Source organism: Paractinoplanes rishiriensis, from assembly GCF_016862375.1.
GTDB lineage: Bacteria > Actinomycetota > Actinomycetes > Mycobacteriales > Micromonosporaceae > Actinoplanes > Actinoplanes rishiriensis.
Genome location: NZ_BOMV01000092.1, coordinates 63,451 through 80,321 on the forward strand (window position 1 = coordinate 63,451; position 16,871 = coordinate 80,321).

Genomic DNA, 16,871 nt, shown 5'->3' on the forward strand with positions numbered 1-16,871 from the left:
TACGCGCCCCTCAAGCGGTTTGCCTCGGCCGCTGGGAAGGTCGTTCCATGACGCAGTTGGCGAGTGCAGGCGGGGACACCTCGGCCGATTTCGACTCCGGTGGCGGCGGTGAGACGGTTGCGCCGCAGCCGTACGAGCTGAGCGACGCCGAGGGGCCGCTGAGCCGGGCCGAGCTGGAGGCCGTCGACGCCTGGTGGCGGGCGGCGAACTACCTGTCGGTCGGACAGATCTATCTCAGGGACAACCCGCTGCTCCGAGAGCGGCTGTCACCGGAGCACATCAAGGCCCGGTTGCTCGGGCACTTCGGTACGGTGCCCGGACTGAACCTCGTGTGGGTCCACGCCAACCGGCAGATCGTCGCCCGCGAGCTGGATGCGGTGTTCGTGGCAGGCCCTGGTCACGGCGGACCGGGCCCGAACGCGTGCGCCTGGCTGGAGGGCACCTACTCGGAGCTCTACAGCCACATCTCCCGGGACGCCCGGGGGATGAAGGCGCTTTTCGCCCAGTTCTCCGCACCGGGCGGTGTGCCAAGCCACTGTGCGCCGGAGACCCCCGGGTCCTTCCACGAAGGAGGCGAGTTGGGGTACTCGTTGCTGCACGCGTACGGCGCCGCGCTGGACAACCCCGCACTGACCGTCTTCTGCGTCATCGGCGACGGCGAGGCAGAGACCGGACCGCTGGCGGGCAGCTGGCACGCCAACAAGTTCCTCAACCCGGCCCGCGACGGCGCGGTGCTGCCAATTCTGGCGCTGAACGAGTACAAGATCGCCAACCCGACCATCTTCGCCCGCATCCCCGAGGAAGAGCTGCTGCAGCTGATGCGCGGCAACGGCTACGCTCCGCAGATCGTCGCCGGCGACGATCCGGCCACGGTGCACCAGCGGTTCGCAGCCGTCCTCGACGACTGTCTGGAACGGATCGCCGGAATACAGCAGGCCGCACGAAACGGCGGCGACGACAGCCGGCCAGCGTGGCCGATGATCGTGCTGCATACCCCGAAGGGCTGGACCTGTCCACCCATTGTGGACGGACAGCAGGTCGAGGGCACGTTCCGGGCCCATCAGGTACCGCTTCCCGCCGCCCGCTCGGACGAGTCGCACCGGCACGTCTTGGAGCAGTGGCTGCGCTCGTACCGTCCCGAGGGGCTGTTCGACGACGACGGCCGGCCGGTCGCCGGGATCCGGGACGCCGCGCCGACCGGCGACCGGCGGATGAGCGCCAACCCAGCGACCAACGGCGGCGTCCCGCTGCGTGACCTGCGGCTGCCGGATTGGCGCGATTACGGCGTCGACGTGAAGGCGCCGGGCGGCACGCAGCACGAGGCCACCCGCGTGCTCGGCGGCTGGCTGCGCGACGTCACCGCGGCGAACCCGAGGAACTTCCTGACTTTCGCCCCCGACGAACTGGCCAGCAACCGGCTGCAGGACATCCTCGAGGTCACCGGCCGCAACTGGCAGGCGGAGATCGCGAAGACCGACGAGAAGCTCGACCCGCACGGCCGAGTCATCGAGGTGCTCTCCGAGCACATGTGCCAGGGCCTGCTGGAGGGCTATCTACTCACCGGCCGGCACGGGCTGTTCACCTGCTACGAGGCGTTCATTCACATCGTCGACGCGATGTTCAACCAGCACGCCAAGTGGCTGCAGGCCGCCGCGGAGGTGCCGTGGCGCCGACCCATCGCCAGCCTGAACTACCTGCTGTCCTCGCACGTCTGGCGCCAGGACCACAACGGCTTCACCCACCAGGACCCCGGCTTCCTCGACGTGGTGATGAACAAGCAACCCAGCATCGTGCGGATCTACCTGCCGCCAGACGCCAACACCCTGCTGTCCACCTACGCCCACTGCCTGCGCTCGCGGCACTACGTCAACGTCGTGGTGTCCGGCAAGCAGCCGCAAGCCGACTGGCTCTCCGTCGAGGACGCCGTGCTGCACTGCGCCCGCGGCCTCGGCATCTGGCAGTGGGCGGGCAACCACGACGAGCGTGGCACGCTACCTGACGTAGTGCTGGCCTGCGCCGGCGACGTACCGACGCTGGAGACCCTGGCCGCTGCGGCTATCCTCCGCGAACGGCTGCCCGACCTGCGGGTCCGGGTGATCAACGTGGTCGACTTGATGCGATTGCAACCGGAGACCGAACACCCACACGGGCTGCCGGACCGCGAGTTCGACACGCTGTTCACCACCGACCGGCCGGTGATCTTCGCGTTCCACGGATATCCATGGCTGATTCACCGCCTGACCTACCGGCGTACCAACCATCCGAACCTGCACGTGCGCGGATACAAGGAGAAGGGCACCACGACCACCCCGTTCGATATGGTCATGCTCAACGACCTCGACCGGTACCACCTGGTCGTTGACGTCATCGACCGGGTGTCCTCGCTCGGCCCGCGGGCGGCGGGGCTGCGGCAGGAGATGATCGACGCGCGGCTGGCCGCCCGTGCCTACACCCGCGAGCACGGCGCCGACCTCCCGGAGGTAGCGAACTGGACATGGCCCGGGTGAGCGGGGACACGTCTATCGGCTGAGCCACGCAGCGGACCAGCTCAACGCAGTAAATCAGCGATTCGCCCGCCGAGTACCGTACACATGCTCAGACTCATGTCGGCATGAGAGATGACATGCATCGGCCGAGTTCGGTCGGTGGGTTGGGTCGAGCTTCCCCCGTTCGTGGCCTTGACGAACAGGTGTTGGGGGAAGCCTCCTCAGCTCAGACGCAGATTTCTGCGTGGGACATCGAGTGTCGCGGAGCGTGAGGAGGCTCCTATGTCGATCGTAGGTGGCGTCGATATTTATCGGAAGCAGTTGACCTTCGATTGGGTGGACGAGCAGAACGGGAAGTGGGAACGCGGGCGGATCGTCCCGGCGGACCGGGAGCGGCTGGCCGGCTGGCTGACCCGGTTCGATTCGACGGTCGAGGTGGCCTTCGCGTTCGAGGGCTGCACCGGCTGGCGGTACGTGGCCGAGGAGATGGCCCGGGCCGGGGTGGTCGCGCATCTGGCCGAGCCGGCGGACACAGCGGCGTTGCGGGGCCGTAAGCGGCGGGCCAAGACCGACAAGGCCGATGCGAAACTGCTGCGGGAGCTACTCGCGTCCGGGCGGCTGCCGCAGTGTTACATCCCACCCACGCAGGTGCTGGAGTGGCGGGCCATGTTGGAGCTCTACCAAGACCTGCGCGGTCAGCACACCGCGTGGGCGCAACGGATCCAGGCGGTCTGTTTCCACCAGGGCACGACTGCGCCCGGGCAGGCCGGGATCGTCCGCGGGGACCGGGCCCGGCTCAAGGCGATCGTGGACGAGCAGCTGACGGTCTCCGGCAGGTTGCAGGTCAACACTGCGCTCGGCCTCATGGACACCCTTGCCGATCATCTCGACCGGCTCCGCCGGCGGCTGCTGTCCACCGCCCGCGGCGTCCACGGCGCCCGGGTGCTGATGCACGAGATCTACGGGGTCGGGCCGCTGAGCTCCCTCGCCTTGTGCGCCTGGCTCGGTGGTGCCGACCGGTTCTCCTCCTCGCGCAAGGCGGTCCGGTTCGTCGGCCTGGACATCACCGTGCACTCCTCCGACGGCAAACGCAGCCCCGGCCGGCTGTCGCGGCAGGGCCCGCCGGTGTTGCGGTGGCTGTTGTTCGAGGCCGCGAAGACCTCCGCCCGCGCGTGCGCGCCCGGCCACGACTACTACACCGCCGTGCGGGACCGGTACGACGCGAACCGGGCCTGCCTGTCCCAAGCACGCCGGATCGTCCGGCACGCCACCCATCTGCTCACCGAGCTGGGTGACGACGCGTTCACCATCGTCGCCCAGCCGCCGACGCCCACGACCATCGCCCGCTGAACCGCTGCACCGTACCGGCCGGCGAGGACCGGCAGCCCGACGTCACCGATGACGGGCAACCACCGCGGCCAGCTCCCCCCGCGCCCTTGTCAGCCCGCGCCACCACCGCCCACCACGGAGGCGGTAACCACGCGGACGGCCAAGAGAGACTGAGCGGCCGCACCCCGGCAGGGGGCCACCCGATCAATCATCTTGTCGCGGACGACAATCCCGTCCGACGGCCATAGGTAAGGCTGGCTGCCACCCCGCCACCCCACACACCCGCAGCGCCAGCGAGCGAACATCCCAACCCACTGGAGCCGCCACCAACAACGAAACCTTCGCCCCCAACCACCCGGAACTCGCCAACGAGTCGCGAGGCGATTCACTCTCTGCCTAAACCCACCAAAGCAGAACAAAATTACCTATAGACAAGAGGAAGCATGCAGGTAAGGGCGGTCCGTGGGGTTATGCCGGTTTCTCGGCGAGGATGAATAGGCCTGGTTGGCTCTCGGTTAGGATTTGCCGGTTTACCAGGCGTTTCAGCTTGGCGCGGATGCCTTCGGTGTCCTTGGGTTCGGTGCCGATACCCAAGGCAAGGCAGACGTCTTTTGCGCGCAGGGCGCCGCGGTCGGCAGTGAACACGGCGAGGATCTGCTGGTAGGGCTCGCTGATGACGGCCGGCTCGGGTGCGGTCACCTCGTTCTCGAGGATTTTGGTCAGTGTCTGGCGGGTGGTCGCGAGGTCGGCCAGCTCGCACTCGATGGCGGCCACCTCGGCGGCGAGCTTGGCCTGCTGCTCGCGTAACTCGTCGCGGGCAGTGCTGGCGGCGGCTTCGCGGGCGGCGATCAGGTCGAGAATGGTCGCGGTGTTCACGCCGGCTCACCGCCAGGACGGTGTGCTGGTGCCGGTCAGCCGGCGCACGAGGTTGGCTGCTGAGGCCCACAGGGTGCGTGACACCGACGATTCGGGGCGGCTCTCGTACTCACGGGCCAGGCGGCGGTGCAGCATCAACGTGCCGTTGACCTGTTCGACCACCCACCGCTTCGCGATCGGCACGAATCCGCGCGTGGTGTCGGATCGCCTGACCACCTCGACATCGACGCCCAGCAGCGCGCCGTGGATGCCCAGATCGTGCTTGAACCCGGCGTCCACCCACGCCCGGGTGACGGTCGGGGTGTACTCGACGACCTTGTCCAGCAGGCGGACGCCGATCACGGTGTCGGTCACGCTCGCGGCGGTCACCACCACCGCGATGATCAACCCGAGCGCGTCGACGGCCAGCCCGCGTTTACGGCCGTGGACCTTCTTACCGGCGTCGTTACCGGTCGTCGCGGCCGGGACGTGGTTGGCGGCGCGGACCGACTGGGTGTCCAGCACGACCGCGGACGGATCCTCCCGGCGGCCTGCCTTTTCCCGTGCCTGACAGCGCAGCAGATCGTGGATGGCCTGGTCGGTGCCGTCGTCACGCCACAACGCGAAGTAGTAATAGGTCGCGGACTTCGGCGGCAGGTCATGCGGCAGATACGCCCACTGACAACCGGTCCGGTTCTGATAGAAGATCGAGTTCACGATCTCCCGCAGCTCATAGCGGCCCTGATGCCCCGACACCGACGGATGCCGGGCCTTCCAGGCGTCCAGGAACGGGCCGACCACCGCCCATTGCTCGTCGGTGAGATCACTGGGATACGCCTTGCGTTCGCCCATGACCAGCTCAACCCACGCGCCTGCCAGTCGGGCATCGGCACAGCTCAAAGGTCACGACATCGAGCGATGACGAACTACGGAAAGCTCACAAACCGCCCTCTGAGCGCTGCGGTGCTCAAGGCGGTCCCAAGTCACCGCGCCGGGCAAAGGCGAAACGACGATCGCGTCGCAGGTGAGCTTCGCATCTGTTGATGCGCGAACCGAGCGTCGCAGAGCAGAGGCAGACCGTCGCAGTCTGAAGCGACCCTCCGTAGGGTGTGGTGAACGATCGCGACCGACAGCGTGAATGGTGGAGCAACTCGAGACCAGCCGCCTGCCCGGACTGTACTTCGTGGCGGTGGATGCGCTGTGATCTTCAAGGTCACCAGCACGGATCCTCATCGTGAGGGCTTCCTGCCGGTGGCGAGAGATGTCGACCGAGTAACCCGGCGAGTTCCACCTCGACGCACTGCGACCATCGAACGCCGAGTAAACCCAAACCGGGCACGGCAGGACACGCTGAGGACGCAGCGTCTGGCCGGCTATCCGCGACGCGCCGCTGGGCGATCTCTTCGATCCACGCGATGACATCAGTGTCCGGATCGACATGGCAGCCGGCGAGCCACCACACCTCGACGAAGGTGCCCGCGAGAATGGCCGCAGCCCGATCTGGGTCCGACATCTGACGGCGCAAACGGCGCGTCACCTCACCTGAACACCAGTCGAAGAGCTCGACGAACGCGTCACGATCATCGTCGGCGATCCGTCGGATCAGCCATCGCAGCCGGTCCGGACCGTCAGGCGGGCCGGGCGGCGCGGACTCCGGCAGGCGGGCGGACGAAGGCAGAGCACTGCGACGAGTCGACGCTGACACCAAGACCCCCGGAATGCGCATGAGGACACACGTGCGCCGCCGGGGTCTGGAGCGACAAAACGCGAGCACGGGGCTCACGCCACCCGAATACGTTACGACATCACCGACACGCACAGTAGGGGTCGCCCCGAACGAGCGACGAACGCCGACCCTCCACTCATCCGACCATCACCGCCACGGACAGTCGGCAATGCGGCGAGCCAGCGTGGGTGATTCACAGTGATCATTAGCTTGTGGTCCGACCCGCGTGCAAATAGACGAAAGTGCCTCTCTGGCAGGGGAAACCTGTGATTGCGACAACTACAGGTTTCTCTCCAAGGGCGCATTTCCGGCGTGCTGTCTACGGCGTGGTCGAAGGATCTGCGGGTCACCGCGGACGGAACGGGTGTGGTGTCGCATGTCGCGCTGCGTTACTGCGGACGCTCGCGGATCGGGCCGGTCTGACCTGGGCGCTGTGGCCGTGTTGACGCGGAGTGGCGTGTACCCGGTCCAAGACCGGGGCCGGGGCCGGGGCCTGGTCGGTGTGGAGCTCCAGGACCGTGAGCCGGGACCTCGACTCGAACGTCATCGCGCTGCCGCCGGGTCGGGCTATCGACGCCCACACCGGACCGGACCTCGACGTTCTCATCCACGTCCTGGCCGGCAGTGGCAAACTGGCGACCGAACTCGGCACGGTCGAGCTCACACCCGGTGTCCTGCTGTGGCTGCCACGTCGCACGCGCCGAGGCTTCACCGCCGGCGTCGGCGGCCTGCGCTACCTGACCGTGCACTAGCGCCGGCAGGCGCTGCTGCTCGACACCAGCGAACAGGCGTACAGATCGCTACTCGACCGGGTCCGCGAAAAACTCTCCGGACTGCGCGGATCCGCCGCCTATCCGCCGCTGTTCAGAGCACTTCTCGACGAAAGCCGCGCGGCACTGCCGGACGCCCGCGAGCTGCATGTGGACCCGCACGACGCCGACCTCGCGACGTCCATGGCCGGTGACCTGCGCGTGGTCGCCGTCCTCGACACCTGGGGAGGATTGGAACTGGCCGGTGACGACGGCCGGACCATCCGCAACACCCTCGAGGAGCGCCTTGCCAACGCAGACCTCGAACTGCGTGGACGGTTCGGCCGGCGGCGGGACACGGGCCTGCCAACAGAACCGGCGGACGTCTGATGTTAGGGACCCGCCGCGCCGATTTCGACTACGGCAACACCCGGCTGCACGCCCGCAAGGGTGAACTGCTCGACAACGCCGCCTACCAAAACCTACTCGGAACGGACATCGACGGTCTGCTCAACGCGCTCGCGGACACGCCGTACGCGCCGCGCGGCGAGGCGGCGGGGCCAGCCGGCGGACTCCAGCGCCTCCACCTGGCGATCCGGTCGCGGCTGGCCACCTCGCTGGAGGAGATGCGCTGCTTCTACTCCGGGCCCGCCCGGAATCTGGTCGATGCCCTGCTCTCCCGTTTCGACATCCAGAACGTCATCTCGGTGCTGCGCGCGGGGGCACGCCCGCAGACACCGGTCGACGACGCACCGGACGCGTTCGTGCCGGTCGGCTGGCTCGTCGAACCGCTGGTCAGCGAGATTCTGCGCCCGCGGGAGATCACCGGTGTCGTCGACCTGCTCGCTCAGCGGACGCCCGATCGCGAACAGGCCGATGTGCTGCGTACCGCGTTGGGCGAGTACGAACGCACCGGCGATTTGGCCGCACTGGAGCGGCACGTCGCCGTCGACCACGCGGCACGCCTGGCCGACCGGCTCGCCTCGGCGGGAAGGGACGCCGCTACCCTGCTCCGGTTCGGCCAGCGGGAGATCGACGAGCACAACCTGGTCGACGCCCTGCGGCTACGCGACGCGATCGCGTCCGGCGCTCAGGGCACCGTACCCGCGGCGGACTTGACGCTCGCCGGCGGCACGATCCCGGCCGCGACCCTGGCAGCGGTCGTGGCCGCCGCCTACGCCGGCAGCGGTCGTCGCGACCGTGGGCCGGCTCGCCGGAGGGACATGGCGGGCCGCGCTCGAACGATGGGCGGCGACCAGCGACCTGCACGCTCTGCAACGCACGTTCGAGCGCGCCGCCATCGCCGACACGACCGCGCTGTTCGTCACCGGAGATCCGCTCGGAATCGACATCCCGCTCGCCTTCACCACTGCCATCGAGGTCGAAGCCCGGAACCTGCGCCTGCTCGGGGAGGCAGCCGTGCGCGGCATCGCACCCGAACTCGTGCGCGTCGAGCTGGTCTGGCCCCAGGAGCCGAGATGAGCCGCCTGCTCGTTCTGACGACACGCGGCGTTCGGCGCAGCACCAGCCGGACCTCGGTGACCCGCTCCGGCAGCGCCTTGCCCGCTCGCAGGAAGATCGGCACCCCGGACCACCGCCAGTTGTCAACCTCCAAACACAACGCGACGAACGTCTCGGTACCCGAGCCGCCGCGACGCCGGGCACGTCGATGTACCCGTCGTACTGCCCGCGCACGTAGTGCCGTGGATCGGCCGCGGGTATCGCCGCGAACACCTCGGCCTTCCTGTCCCGCAGTTCATCGCCAGTGGCGCCGGCCGGTGGCTCCATCGCGACCAGCGCGAGTACCCGCAGCAGGTGAGTTTGCACCACTTTGCGACGCTGCCGGTTGCACTGCCGGACGGCGCCGCGATGCAACGGCGAACCGGCGTCTCGGATGGCGAGGGCGGCTTGAATGAGTGCGGCGTGGGTCAGCGTCTGCGGGTAGTTGCCGAGGTGGGCGCCGGTCGCGGGGTCAATTTCTTCGGCGTAGAGGCCGAGCGGGCTGGCGTGCTCGAGCAGCGTCTGGAACAGCTGGAGCGCTTCGGGCTGGCGCCCGGGTCGCCGGGTGACGGGCTGCGGACATGGCGGCGAGTCCGGCGCCGTTGAGCGCGGCGGTCCATGGTGCGACCGCAGACCGCACCGGGATCCGGAGGTTCGCGGCGATCTTCACCATCAGGCTGGGAGTCATGGCGCCGTCGCCCACCACCATGAGTCCGCGGGTCAACGCTGCGGGGACCAGCGTCTCGACGGCCGGGTCCTGGCGCAGTTCGTCGATCATCCGGATGGTGGTGTGAGCGAGGACATCGGTGGGTGCACCGCGTTTGAGGTCGCGGGTGCCGATGTCCGTGCGACGCGCCGCCAGGACTCTGCCGTGCCGCAGCGCCGCTACCTCGACGATTTCGGCGCCGATGTCGGCGATGATGAGGCTGCCCGCGGCGGCGCCGGCGCCGATGGCCGCCGCACGTACGGTGTCGATGAACAGGACCCGCGACGGGGCGAACACTGCCGCGGCGACCTGGCGCAGCATGTCCTGCTCCGTCGCGGTGGCCAGCACCGGCCGGCAGACAACCACGACCGGGCCGGCCGGGATCGCGTCGCGGTACCGGCGGATCAGCCCTGCCAGCACATCGATGCAGCCGGATCTGTCGGCGACGCGTCCCCGGCGTACCGGTGCGTGGGAGGTGCCGACGGTGTCGCCGCTCGGACAATTCACGCCGCCGCGGCCGGCCACCCACACATGGGTTCGGCCGCTGCCGAGGCTGACGGCTATCGCGGTGGGTGAGGCATCGGCGCTCGCCCGGGTATCGGCGAGCGCCGCGCCCGCCGGGCCGCTTGAGGGTTGCTGGCCGGAGACCACCGTGGTGGACACGGACATGCCGACCTCATTTCTACGGACGCTCGGATAGGACGGTCTCGCCGCGCCCAGCGGCGTGCGCGAGACCGGGGGTCTGTTACACCTGGCAGGTGGCACAACAGCGAGCGGTTGGTGATGCCTGCAGACGATCAGCGGTGATGCCGCGGCCGCGCTGTTGGCACCTGCCGTATGTGCCGCGGGCCATGCGACTGAGCGCGGCTTGGATGTCGTCGACGGCATATCGCGCCGACGCGAGTCCGCGCCAACTCCTGCGACCGGGCGTCGTCTGGCGGCTCGGTCGACGGCGCGGCCACGCACCGCCCGAACGCCTGATACAGCTGATGGACCGTCAGGTCCCAGGTCAGGGCAACGGCATCGCGGCGCCGGTCGGCGAACACCCGTGGCGTAGGGTCCGACCCTCCGCGGCGCAGCGGCGTGCCCGCGCGACCCGGTCGGGAGAATCTGGCATCGACGGTGGGGCTGGAGGTCACCGCTCGCGTCGCCATCATGTGCCTCCTCACCTGCGGAACCGCTGTGTCAAGCGTGCGGGACTGGTCGGGTAAGCGCAGGAGCCGTCACGGGCAGAACAACCGGCGGTAACCCTTCCGGTGCCCGGCAACAGGCAACCTGAGAAACCGGCTGCGAGGGGCCCGGTGCGCACGACTGTTCGGCGCCCTGTGAGGCCCGCTACGCGGAGCGGTCACCCGGTACCACCAGGACCGGTCGATGCGCGCGGTCGGGAGATCCTGCTCGGCAGCGTGGCGACGGCGACGCTGCTACGGTGGGGTCCGGCCCACCGCCGGACCACATCGTGGATCACGACGGCGGCGATCATCTGGGTCTGCGTGAAGCTGCCCCAGGAATACTGGATCCACGTCGCCCGGCCGGTGTTATCGACGATCAACTTGCCAGGCGTCGGCAATGGGCCCGGCGTGTTCTTCGCCGGCTTCTCCCGCTGTCAAGCCGCAGATCCTCGGAGACAATGGCAGTAGAGCAACGCAAAGACCCTGCGAGCGGGCAACGGCCCGCTCCCGGCGACCTGGACCGGTGATCTTGCCGCGGAGCGGCTGTTGACCTGATCGCCGACATCGTCGGGCGCCACATCGACGAGCTGCGTGGCTCCGCGGCATGCCCCGGCCCGGCGTCGGCGTGAATTGTGCCGCGCCCCGCGCACGGCGGTGCTCAACGGCGCCGGCCGGGCCGCCACGTCGCTACTGCGCCTGACAACGATGGGCGCGCCGAACACCTTGGAGGACACCGATGACCGTCGCGATTCACCAAACCGAAGCCGTGGCGGACGAACCCCTGGAGCTGCTGCGCGGCATGCTCGCGGAACAATTCGCTCTGCACACCGCCCGGCTTGCCGAACTGGCCGTATCTGAAGGGCTCCCGGACGGCGGTGAAGACCAGCACACGCTCGACGTTCTCGCCACTGCCTCCCGGCAGGCTATCCGCGACGCAGCACGGGCGCTGCAACGTATGGCCGAGGGCACCTACGGCCTCTGCGAAAACTGTCACCAGTCGATTCCCCTTGGCCGCCTACGCGCCATGCCCGATGCCCGCTACTGCACCCGGTGCCGCCCGCACATCGGTCGGCGCCGGTGGACGTAGCACCGGTGAGGATAGGCCGGACGGCGTGCCATGCAATATCGGCGGATCGTCCACGACGGCCTGGCCGCGCCGGAGGCCTTGGTGCCGTCGCTCCGCGATTAAAGGCTTCATTCGCCGGGATAGGACGCCCGTACCGTCACATCGAGGATAAGGAGCCCGGCAAATGACCAGCACCGTACAACAGAACCCAGCGTCGACGACCGGGCGTGCGGAGGTCACCCGGATCCTCGTCGGCTACGACGGATCATTGCCGGCCAGCGCCGCGATCGAGGTCGGCGCGTCCCTGTTGCCCAGGGCGCACGCCTGGATCGGTCACCTCTGGACACCACCGTTCGCAAGCGAGGGACTTCGCCGACGGTTGTGGAAAGACACCGCGGCCATCAACGAGTTCGTCGAGGCCATCGAGCGAGAAGGAGCAGGGGAGGCGAGTCGGCTGGCCGCGATGGGTGTCACGCTCGCGGTCGCCGCCGGATGGGACGCCGAGGCCCTGGTCGAACATGCCTACGGCGGGGAGGGCCTGCAGTTCACCCAGCTCATCGAAAAGCTCAACCCGGACGTGGCACTGGTCGGTTCTCGCGGGCTGCACGGCGCCAAAGCGATGCTGGGAAGCGTCTCCGACATGGTCGTGCACTACGCATCACGACCAGTGCTCGTCGTGCCCCACCCGCTGCTGATAGCGGAGCGGGCAGCGGTGATCAACGGGCCCGTCGTTGTCGGATGGGATGGCTCCGCCGGTGCGCAGGCGGCACTCACCGCAGTGGCACAGCTGTTTCCGACTCGGGAAGTGCACCTGGCCAGCGTCGATCAGGAAGCCGCGCACACGGCCATCACCAGCGGCCATGAGGTGATCTCGTTGGCATCCGAAGGCGGCCGCGCCGCGAGTGCGCGGACCACGGCTGATACCTTGGCTCGCCATGCGCGGCGCAGTCAGGCCGCGCTGATAGTGGTGGGCTCGCGCGGACGATCCACCGTACGCGAGATCCTGCTCGGCAGCGTTGCCGTGGCGACCTTGCACCACGCCCACCGACCGATCATGGTCGTGCCGCACACCACGTCACCGGATGTAGCCTGACGCGACGAGGTCAGCGGAACGGGCGAGCCCGGGCGCATGATTGCCGGCCACCGGCGAAGGCGGTGCGAACTGCGGCGTCCTTCGCAGGGCATCGGCGACCTCGTACATCGGGAAGCCAAAGTACCGCCGAAAAGCATTTCGGAATGGCCGGCGCGTGCGGATCGAGGCCGTCGGCTCCCCACGTCACGGGGCGTTGGTCGGGTTGTCGTCTCCGCCGCGGACCACGGCCACCGGGCAGGGCGCCTGGGTGACGCATTGCGCGGACACCGAACCCATCAGGAGGCCTTTCCATCCGCCGTATCCGCGTGATCCGACGACCAGTAGGTCCGCGTTTCCGGCCGCCTGCAGCAGAGAGAGGTTCGGCAGCCCCTCGACCAGCCACATCTCCACGTCGGGCCGCGTGGCGTCGATCGACCCGCGCCGCATGCTGTCGCGGAGTGTCTCGCCCGCGCGTGCGGCGAACTCGTCGATGGCGTCCTGCGGGAGGCTTCCGGATCGTCCGGCGAATCCGAGGTACGGCAGTGTCCACGCATGCACCACCTGAAGTGCGGCCCCGCGGGCGCGTGCTTCCTGGTCGGCGAAGCGCAGTGCCTGCACCGATGTGGAGGACCCGTCGACGCCGACTAACACCCGTCCGGCCGCGGGGTCCGGCCGGCGTCCGCGGACGACGACCACGTGACCGTTCGCGTACTGCGCGCAGCCCTGGCTGACCGATCCCAGGATGGAACCGGTGAGGCTGCCCCGCCCGCGGGAGCCCACGACCAGCAGCGAGTCGGTGTCCGCCGTGCGGATCAGTTCCCGGACCGGGTGGCCATACAGCACCTCGGAGGTCACCGCGACGTCCGTGGCCTGCGCCTGTTCGACGACCGCGCGCACGCTGGACGCGACCTCGTCCACGAGGCCTGCGCGCAGCTGCACCACTGACTGCAGCTCCATGAGGCGCTCAATCTCCTGTGGGTCATCGGTCGGGTGCCAGACGTTGACCACACGCACCGGCAGATTTCGTAGCCGTCCTTCCTCGAGCGCCCAGGTCAGGGCCTCGTCGGACTCCGGCGAGCTGTCGACGCCCACCACCACACTGGCCACCGCCACGTGGATCACCCTTCCGATTTCGCGATGAGTACAGGAACATCGGTTACGGCTCCGCGTCCACGGTGCCCTACGGTGCCGGGCCGTTCGTGGATCTGCTGCGGCTGGTCGGCCCGGCGCGTTCCGGTGTGTAGCCCGGTGGCTGCTCCGGCGATGGGAGCAGCGGTTTGAGCGTCACGACGAGGCGCTGCACCGGGCCGCCGGCGGTCAGCTCGACGCTTCGTCGTACAGCAGGATCGGTAGCCGCGCGTCGGTGCCGTCGCACGCCACGTGGAACGGCTCGTCGTCGACCAGCAGCCGGATGAGCTTGCCGTCGATGACGTTGACGACGGTCTGGCCCTGTTCCGGGTAACCGTAGCCGCCCTCCGGGTACGGCAGCGGCCGCTGTTCGGAGTACGAGTTCAGATACGTGCCAGCGATAACGTGCGGCTCACCCTCGTCCAAGTTGGCGCGTAGCCCGATGTGCCCATTGGCCAAGGCGAACACGGACTCGGTCTGGCGGAGTCGATCCAGATCGAGCGCCGGCTCCCGGACCTGCCGCCGCTCGGCCGCAAACGTGGCGTCGCCGATCATGTGGCGGCTCCGGTGTCTGCGAGGTCATCGCCGGGCATGTCCACCTCCACACCGATGCCGGCTCAGCCTGGAGCAGGTCGGCTGTCGTTGAGAGAATCCAACGCTGTCTGTGCGGCATCGCGCAGCACTTGTGCGGACTCCTCGAGTTCGGCGCGCTCGTCATCGGTCAGCTCAGGGCACATGACGCGCTCAACGCCGAGGCGGCCGATCACGGATGGCAACGAGATCGTCGTGCCGTACTCGTCGTGGTGGGACGCCACCGGGAGGATCGCGTGCTCGTCGCGAACGATCGCCTCGGCTACGCGCGCGGTCACCGCCCCGATACCGTACTGGCTGGCGCCGATGCCCTCGATGATCGAGATGTTGGAGTACGTCACAGTCTCCCTGATCCGCTCCTTAACCTCCGTCGCGTCGTCTCCCCGCCGGGCGAACAGGTCGAGGACGCGGTCGATCGCCAGCGATTTGCCGGCTTTGCCGCCGCCGAGCACCAGCAGATCCTGTAGGGCTCGCAAACTCGTTTCAGCAGTCTGACGTGCGCGTCCGTGCAGCGTGGGACTCCCGGCGGCTGTCAGGCTACGGGGTCGTGACCGCCTCGTTGGTGTACCTGGTACTGCGCCAGCTACTGCAGATGTTGACCCAGCTCGCCCGAGACGACGGCGCCAAGGACGTCGAACTGCTCGTCTTGCGCCATCAGGTCGCGGTGCTCCGCCGGCAGGTACACCGCCCGAAGCTCGAGCCCGCCGACCGGGTCGTGCTGGCCGCCCTGTCGCGGCTGCTACCCCGGCCACGCTGGCCGATCTTCTTCGTCACGCCGGCGACGCTGCTGCGCTGGCACCGCCAGCTGATCGCCCGGCACTGGACCTACCCACACGCCACACCCGGACGGCCGCCGATCGCCCGGCACATCCGCGAGCTGGTGCTGCGCCTCGCCAGGGAGAACCCCGCCTGGGGGCATCGTCGGATCCAGGGCGAGCTGGTCGGCCTGGGCCACAAGATCGCCGCCAGCACGGTCTGGAAGATCTTGCACCAGGCCGGCGTCGACCCAGCACCGCGCCGGACGGGACCCACCTGGCAGCAGTTCTTGACCACCCAGGCCCACGCCATGCTGGCGTGCGACTTCTTCACCGTCGACACGGTGTTCCTCAAACGGGTCTACGTGCTGTTCTTCCTGGAGGTCGCCACCCGGCGGGTGCACGTCGCCGGCGTGACAGCTCACCCCACCGGCGCCTGGGTTGCCCAGCAGGCGCGGAACCTGCTGATGGATCTCAACGAGCGGGCTGACTCGGTGCGGTTCCTGCTACGCGACCGCGACGCAAAGTTCACCGCGGTCTTCGACACGGTGTTCACGGCGGCCGGCATCGAGGTGATCCGAACGCCGCCGCAGGCTCCGCGTGCGAACGCGTTCGCCGAACGCTGGGTGGGCACCGTTCGGCGGGAGTGCACCGACCGGATGCTCATTGTCGGCGAACGGCACCTGACTGCCGTCCTGGCCAACTACACAAGGCACTACAACGAACATCGGCCCCACCGCTCGCTGGGCCAACGGCCACCCGAGCCGCGTTCGGACGTCGCCGAGTTGACGGCCGCCGCCAAGGTCGACCGCCGTCCCGTCCTCGACGGGTTGATCAACGAATACGCGCAGGCAGCGTAATCGACTTTGCGAGCCCCACACGCGAAGCGTCGTGGTCGGCATCCCCGAGTGCCAGGCCGTGGCCGCTTACTGCTTGCTTTCTCGCGCGGCCGTTTGCTTGAGGTAGGTGATGACATCGGTATAGCGGATCCGGCGTAGCCGCCCGATCATGATGCTGTCGGGCAGCCCGCCTTTGATCAGGTCGTAGATCGTGGTCCTGCCGACCTTCAACAGCTCGGCGGTCTCCTCGACGGTCAGTACGACGGCCTCCATCGGTGTGCGTCGGCGGCCGGCCCGAGGTCGGGGGTCACCTCCGGCTGTGCCGGTTGTGCCAGCAGCGCCGCGATCCGCAGCCGCTGATCGAGAGTCAGCGACACCGCATCGTCGGCGAGCCGCGTAATGGCCCGCTCGACGTCATCGCCACCCACTCGGGCAAATCTAGACCAACACGGTTCGGCGGGCGGGTCGAATGCCCGCTGACTTGCCCACGCCCAGTTGACGGATTTCTCGCGGCAGCTGATCGCCCGGTGCTTGACAGCTCGGGCGTCGAGGGGGAGCAGGTTGGTGCCGTGCGTTGAGGATCCGAAACGCGCCCCCAAGGGCAGCGAGACGGTGTCGCTGACCTGCGTAGATACGGTCGAGGTGCAGGTCTATCTCGATGGCCGGATACATCCCAAACCTGCTCCCCTCAAGGGCGGGTGGCCATAGCGGCTGAACTGCCGATATAGGAATATCGGATCACCGGACAGCGTGTCTGCCGACACTGCGGTGACCTCAGCGGTCCTGTCCCGCCTGCGTTGGTGGGTGCGTCGGCGGGCCTGGCGGCACGATCGGTCTTGCTGAACCTCGGTGGTCGGGCACGGGATCCGGCGGAGCGATTGCCGAGTGGCCGGCGGG

General features: G+C 68.6%; 17 protein-coding genes and 5 pseudogenes. 10 read left to right on the plus strand and 12 right to left on the minus strand.

The features are described 5' to 3' along the window. Positions 1-47 precede the first annotated feature (47 nt). Complete coding sequence (locus Ari01nite_RS41720; RefSeq protein ID WP_203789173.1) at positions 48-2,507, plus strand: phosphoketolase family protein; 2,460 nt, start codon at positions 48-50, stop codon at positions 2,505-2,507. A gap of 261 nt (positions 2,508-2,768) precedes the next feature. Beyond that, a complete protein-coding gene (locus Ari01nite_RS41725) occupies positions 2,769-3,836 on the plus strand; it encodes an IS110 family RNA-guided transposase (protein ID WP_203789175.1) in 1,068 nt (355 codons plus the stop codon). Between the two features lie 447 nt (positions 3,837-4,283). On the opposite strand, the gene Ari01nite_RS41730 is transcribed toward Ari01nite_RS41725, so the two are convergent. The 3 genes from Ari01nite_RS41730 to Ari01nite_RS41740 form a co-directional block, all read right to left on the minus strand. Continuing rightward, a complete protein-coding gene (locus Ari01nite_RS41730; RefSeq protein WP_203789177.1) occupies positions 4,284-4,691 on the minus strand; it encodes a hypothetical protein in 408 nt (135 codons plus the stop codon). A gap of 6 nt (positions 4,692-4,697) precedes the next feature. After that, positions 4,698-5,522 carry an IS5 family transposase gene (locus tag Ari01nite_RS41735; protein ID WP_203789180.1) on the minus strand — a complete coding sequence of 275 codons (825 nt, stop codon included), beginning with the start codon at positions 5,520-5,522 and terminating at the stop codon, positions 4,698-4,700. Between the two features lie 361 nt (positions 5,523-5,883). Further along, positions 5,884-6,396 (minus strand): RNA polymerase sigma factor, encoded by a 513-nt coding sequence (locus Ari01nite_RS41740; protein WP_203789182.1) that lies wholly within the window; start codon positions 6,394-6,396, stop codon positions 5,884-5,886. Between the two features lie 312 nt (positions 6,397-6,708). Here Ari01nite_RS41740 and Ari01nite_RS51745 point away from each other — a divergent pair. The 5 genes and pseudogenes from Ari01nite_RS51745 to Ari01nite_RS41760 all read left to right on the plus strand — a co-directional run. Then, a pseudogene (locus Ari01nite_RS51745) lies at positions 6,709-6,880 on the plus strand (IS1380 family transposase); the annotation flags it as partial. A gap of 34 nt (positions 6,881-6,914) precedes the next feature. Further along, the gene (locus Ari01nite_RS41745; RefSeq protein WP_203789184.1) at positions 6,915-7,148 is read left to right on the plus strand and encodes a hypothetical protein; all 234 of its coding nucleotides are present in this window, start codon (positions 6,915-6,917) and stop codon (positions 7,146-7,148) included. A gap of 168 nt (positions 7,149-7,316) precedes the next feature. After that, positions 7,317-7,535 carry a hypothetical protein gene (locus tag Ari01nite_RS41750; protein ID WP_203789187.1) on the plus strand — a complete coding sequence of 73 codons (219 nt, stop codon included), beginning with the start codon at positions 7,317-7,319 and terminating at the stop codon, positions 7,533-7,535. Continuing rightward, positions 7,535-8,257: pseudogene (locus tag Ari01nite_RS51500) on the plus strand (V-type ATPase subunit); the annotation flags it as partial. The gene Ari01nite_RS41750 and the pseudogene Ari01nite_RS51500, both read left to right, overlap by 1 nt. Positions 8,258-8,345: 88 nt before the next feature. Continuing rightward, on the plus strand, positions 8,346-8,627 hold the full coding sequence (locus Ari01nite_RS41760) for a hypothetical protein (RefSeq protein ID WP_203789239.1): 282 nt from the start codon (positions 8,346-8,348) through the stop codon (positions 8,625-8,627). Here the strand turns inward: Ari01nite_RS41760 and Ari01nite_RS51505 are convergent. The 4 genes and pseudogenes from Ari01nite_RS51505 to Ari01nite_RS51820 all read right to left on the minus strand — a co-directional run. Next, positions 8,509-8,799 (minus strand): annotated as a pseudogene (locus Ari01nite_RS51505) (hypothetical protein); the annotation flags it as partial. The gene Ari01nite_RS41760 and the pseudogene Ari01nite_RS51505 overlap by 119 nt on opposite strands. Before the next feature lie 26 nt (positions 8,800-8,825). Next, a pseudogene (locus Ari01nite_RS51510) lies at positions 8,826-9,176 on the minus strand (glycoside hydrolase family 15 protein); the annotation flags it as partial. Next, positions 9,118-10,020 carry a rod shape-determining protein gene (locus Ari01nite_RS41775; RefSeq protein ID WP_203789189.1) on the minus strand — a complete coding sequence of 301 codons (903 nt, stop codon included), beginning with the start codon at positions 10,018-10,020 and terminating at the stop codon, positions 9,118-9,120. The gene Ari01nite_RS41775 and the pseudogene Ari01nite_RS51510, both read right to left, overlap by 59 nt. Positions 10,021-10,096: 76 nt before the next feature. Then, entirely contained in the window at positions 10,097-10,204 is a 108-nt protein-coding gene (locus Ari01nite_RS51820) for a TraR/DksA C4-type zinc finger protein (RefSeq protein WP_498371179.1), read from the minus strand. Positions 10,205-11,259: 1,055 nt separating this feature from the next. Between Ari01nite_RS51820 and Ari01nite_RS41780 the strand changes: the two genes are divergently transcribed. Both Ari01nite_RS41780 and Ari01nite_RS41785 read left to right on the plus strand, forming a co-directional pair. After that, the gene (locus tag Ari01nite_RS41780) at positions 11,260-11,610 is read left to right on the plus strand and encodes a TraR/DksA family transcriptional regulator (RefSeq protein WP_203789191.1); all 351 of its coding nucleotides are present in this window, start codon (positions 11,260-11,262) and stop codon (positions 11,608-11,610) included. A gap of 163 nt (positions 11,611-11,773) precedes the next feature. Then, positions 11,774-12,682: a universal stress protein gene (locus tag Ari01nite_RS41785; RefSeq protein ID WP_203789193.1), complete on the plus strand. Its 909-nt coding sequence runs from the start codon at positions 11,774-11,776 to the stop codon at positions 12,680-12,682. Positions 12,683-12,865: 183 nt separating this feature from the next. On the opposite strand, the gene Ari01nite_RS41790 is transcribed toward Ari01nite_RS41785, so the two are convergent. The 3 genes and pseudogenes from Ari01nite_RS41790 to Ari01nite_RS41800 form a co-directional block, all read right to left on the minus strand. Then, positions 12,866-13,774, minus strand: a complete 909-nt coding sequence (locus Ari01nite_RS41790; RefSeq protein ID WP_203789195.1) for a universal stress protein — start codon at positions 13,772-13,774, stop codon at positions 12,866-12,868. Between the two features lie 264 nt (positions 13,775-14,038). Beyond that, positions 14,039-14,344, minus strand: a pseudogene (locus Ari01nite_RS41795) (family 65 glycosyl hydrolase); the annotation flags it as partial. A 62-nt stretch (positions 14,345-14,406) separates the two neighbouring features. Further along, positions 14,407-14,832 (minus strand): Rossmann-fold NAD(P)-binding domain-containing protein, encoded by a 426-nt coding sequence (locus Ari01nite_RS41800; protein ID WP_203789197.1) that lies wholly within the window; start codon positions 14,830-14,832, stop codon positions 14,407-14,409. Between the two features lie 95 nt (positions 14,833-14,927). Between Ari01nite_RS41800 and Ari01nite_RS41805 the strand changes: the two genes are divergently transcribed. Then, complete coding sequence (locus Ari01nite_RS41805) at positions 14,928-15,995, plus strand: integrase core domain-containing protein (RefSeq protein WP_203789199.1); 1,068 nt, start codon at positions 14,928-14,930, stop codon at positions 15,993-15,995. A gap of 66 nt (positions 15,996-16,061) precedes the next feature. Here the strand turns inward: Ari01nite_RS41805 and Ari01nite_RS41810 are convergent, their stop codons facing one another. Both Ari01nite_RS41810 and Ari01nite_RS41815 read right to left on the minus strand, forming a co-directional pair. Next, positions 16,062-16,247, minus strand: a complete 186-nt coding sequence (locus Ari01nite_RS41810) for a helix-turn-helix domain-containing protein (RefSeq protein WP_203789201.1) — start codon at positions 16,245-16,247, stop codon at positions 16,062-16,064. Beyond that, complete coding sequence (locus Ari01nite_RS41815) at positions 16,229-16,402, minus strand: hypothetical protein (RefSeq protein ID WP_203789203.1); 174 nt, start codon at positions 16,400-16,402, stop codon at positions 16,229-16,231. Before Ari01nite_RS41815 ends, Ari01nite_RS41810 begins: the two co-directional genes overlap by 19 nt. Positions 16,403-16,871: the final 469 nt, after the last annotated feature.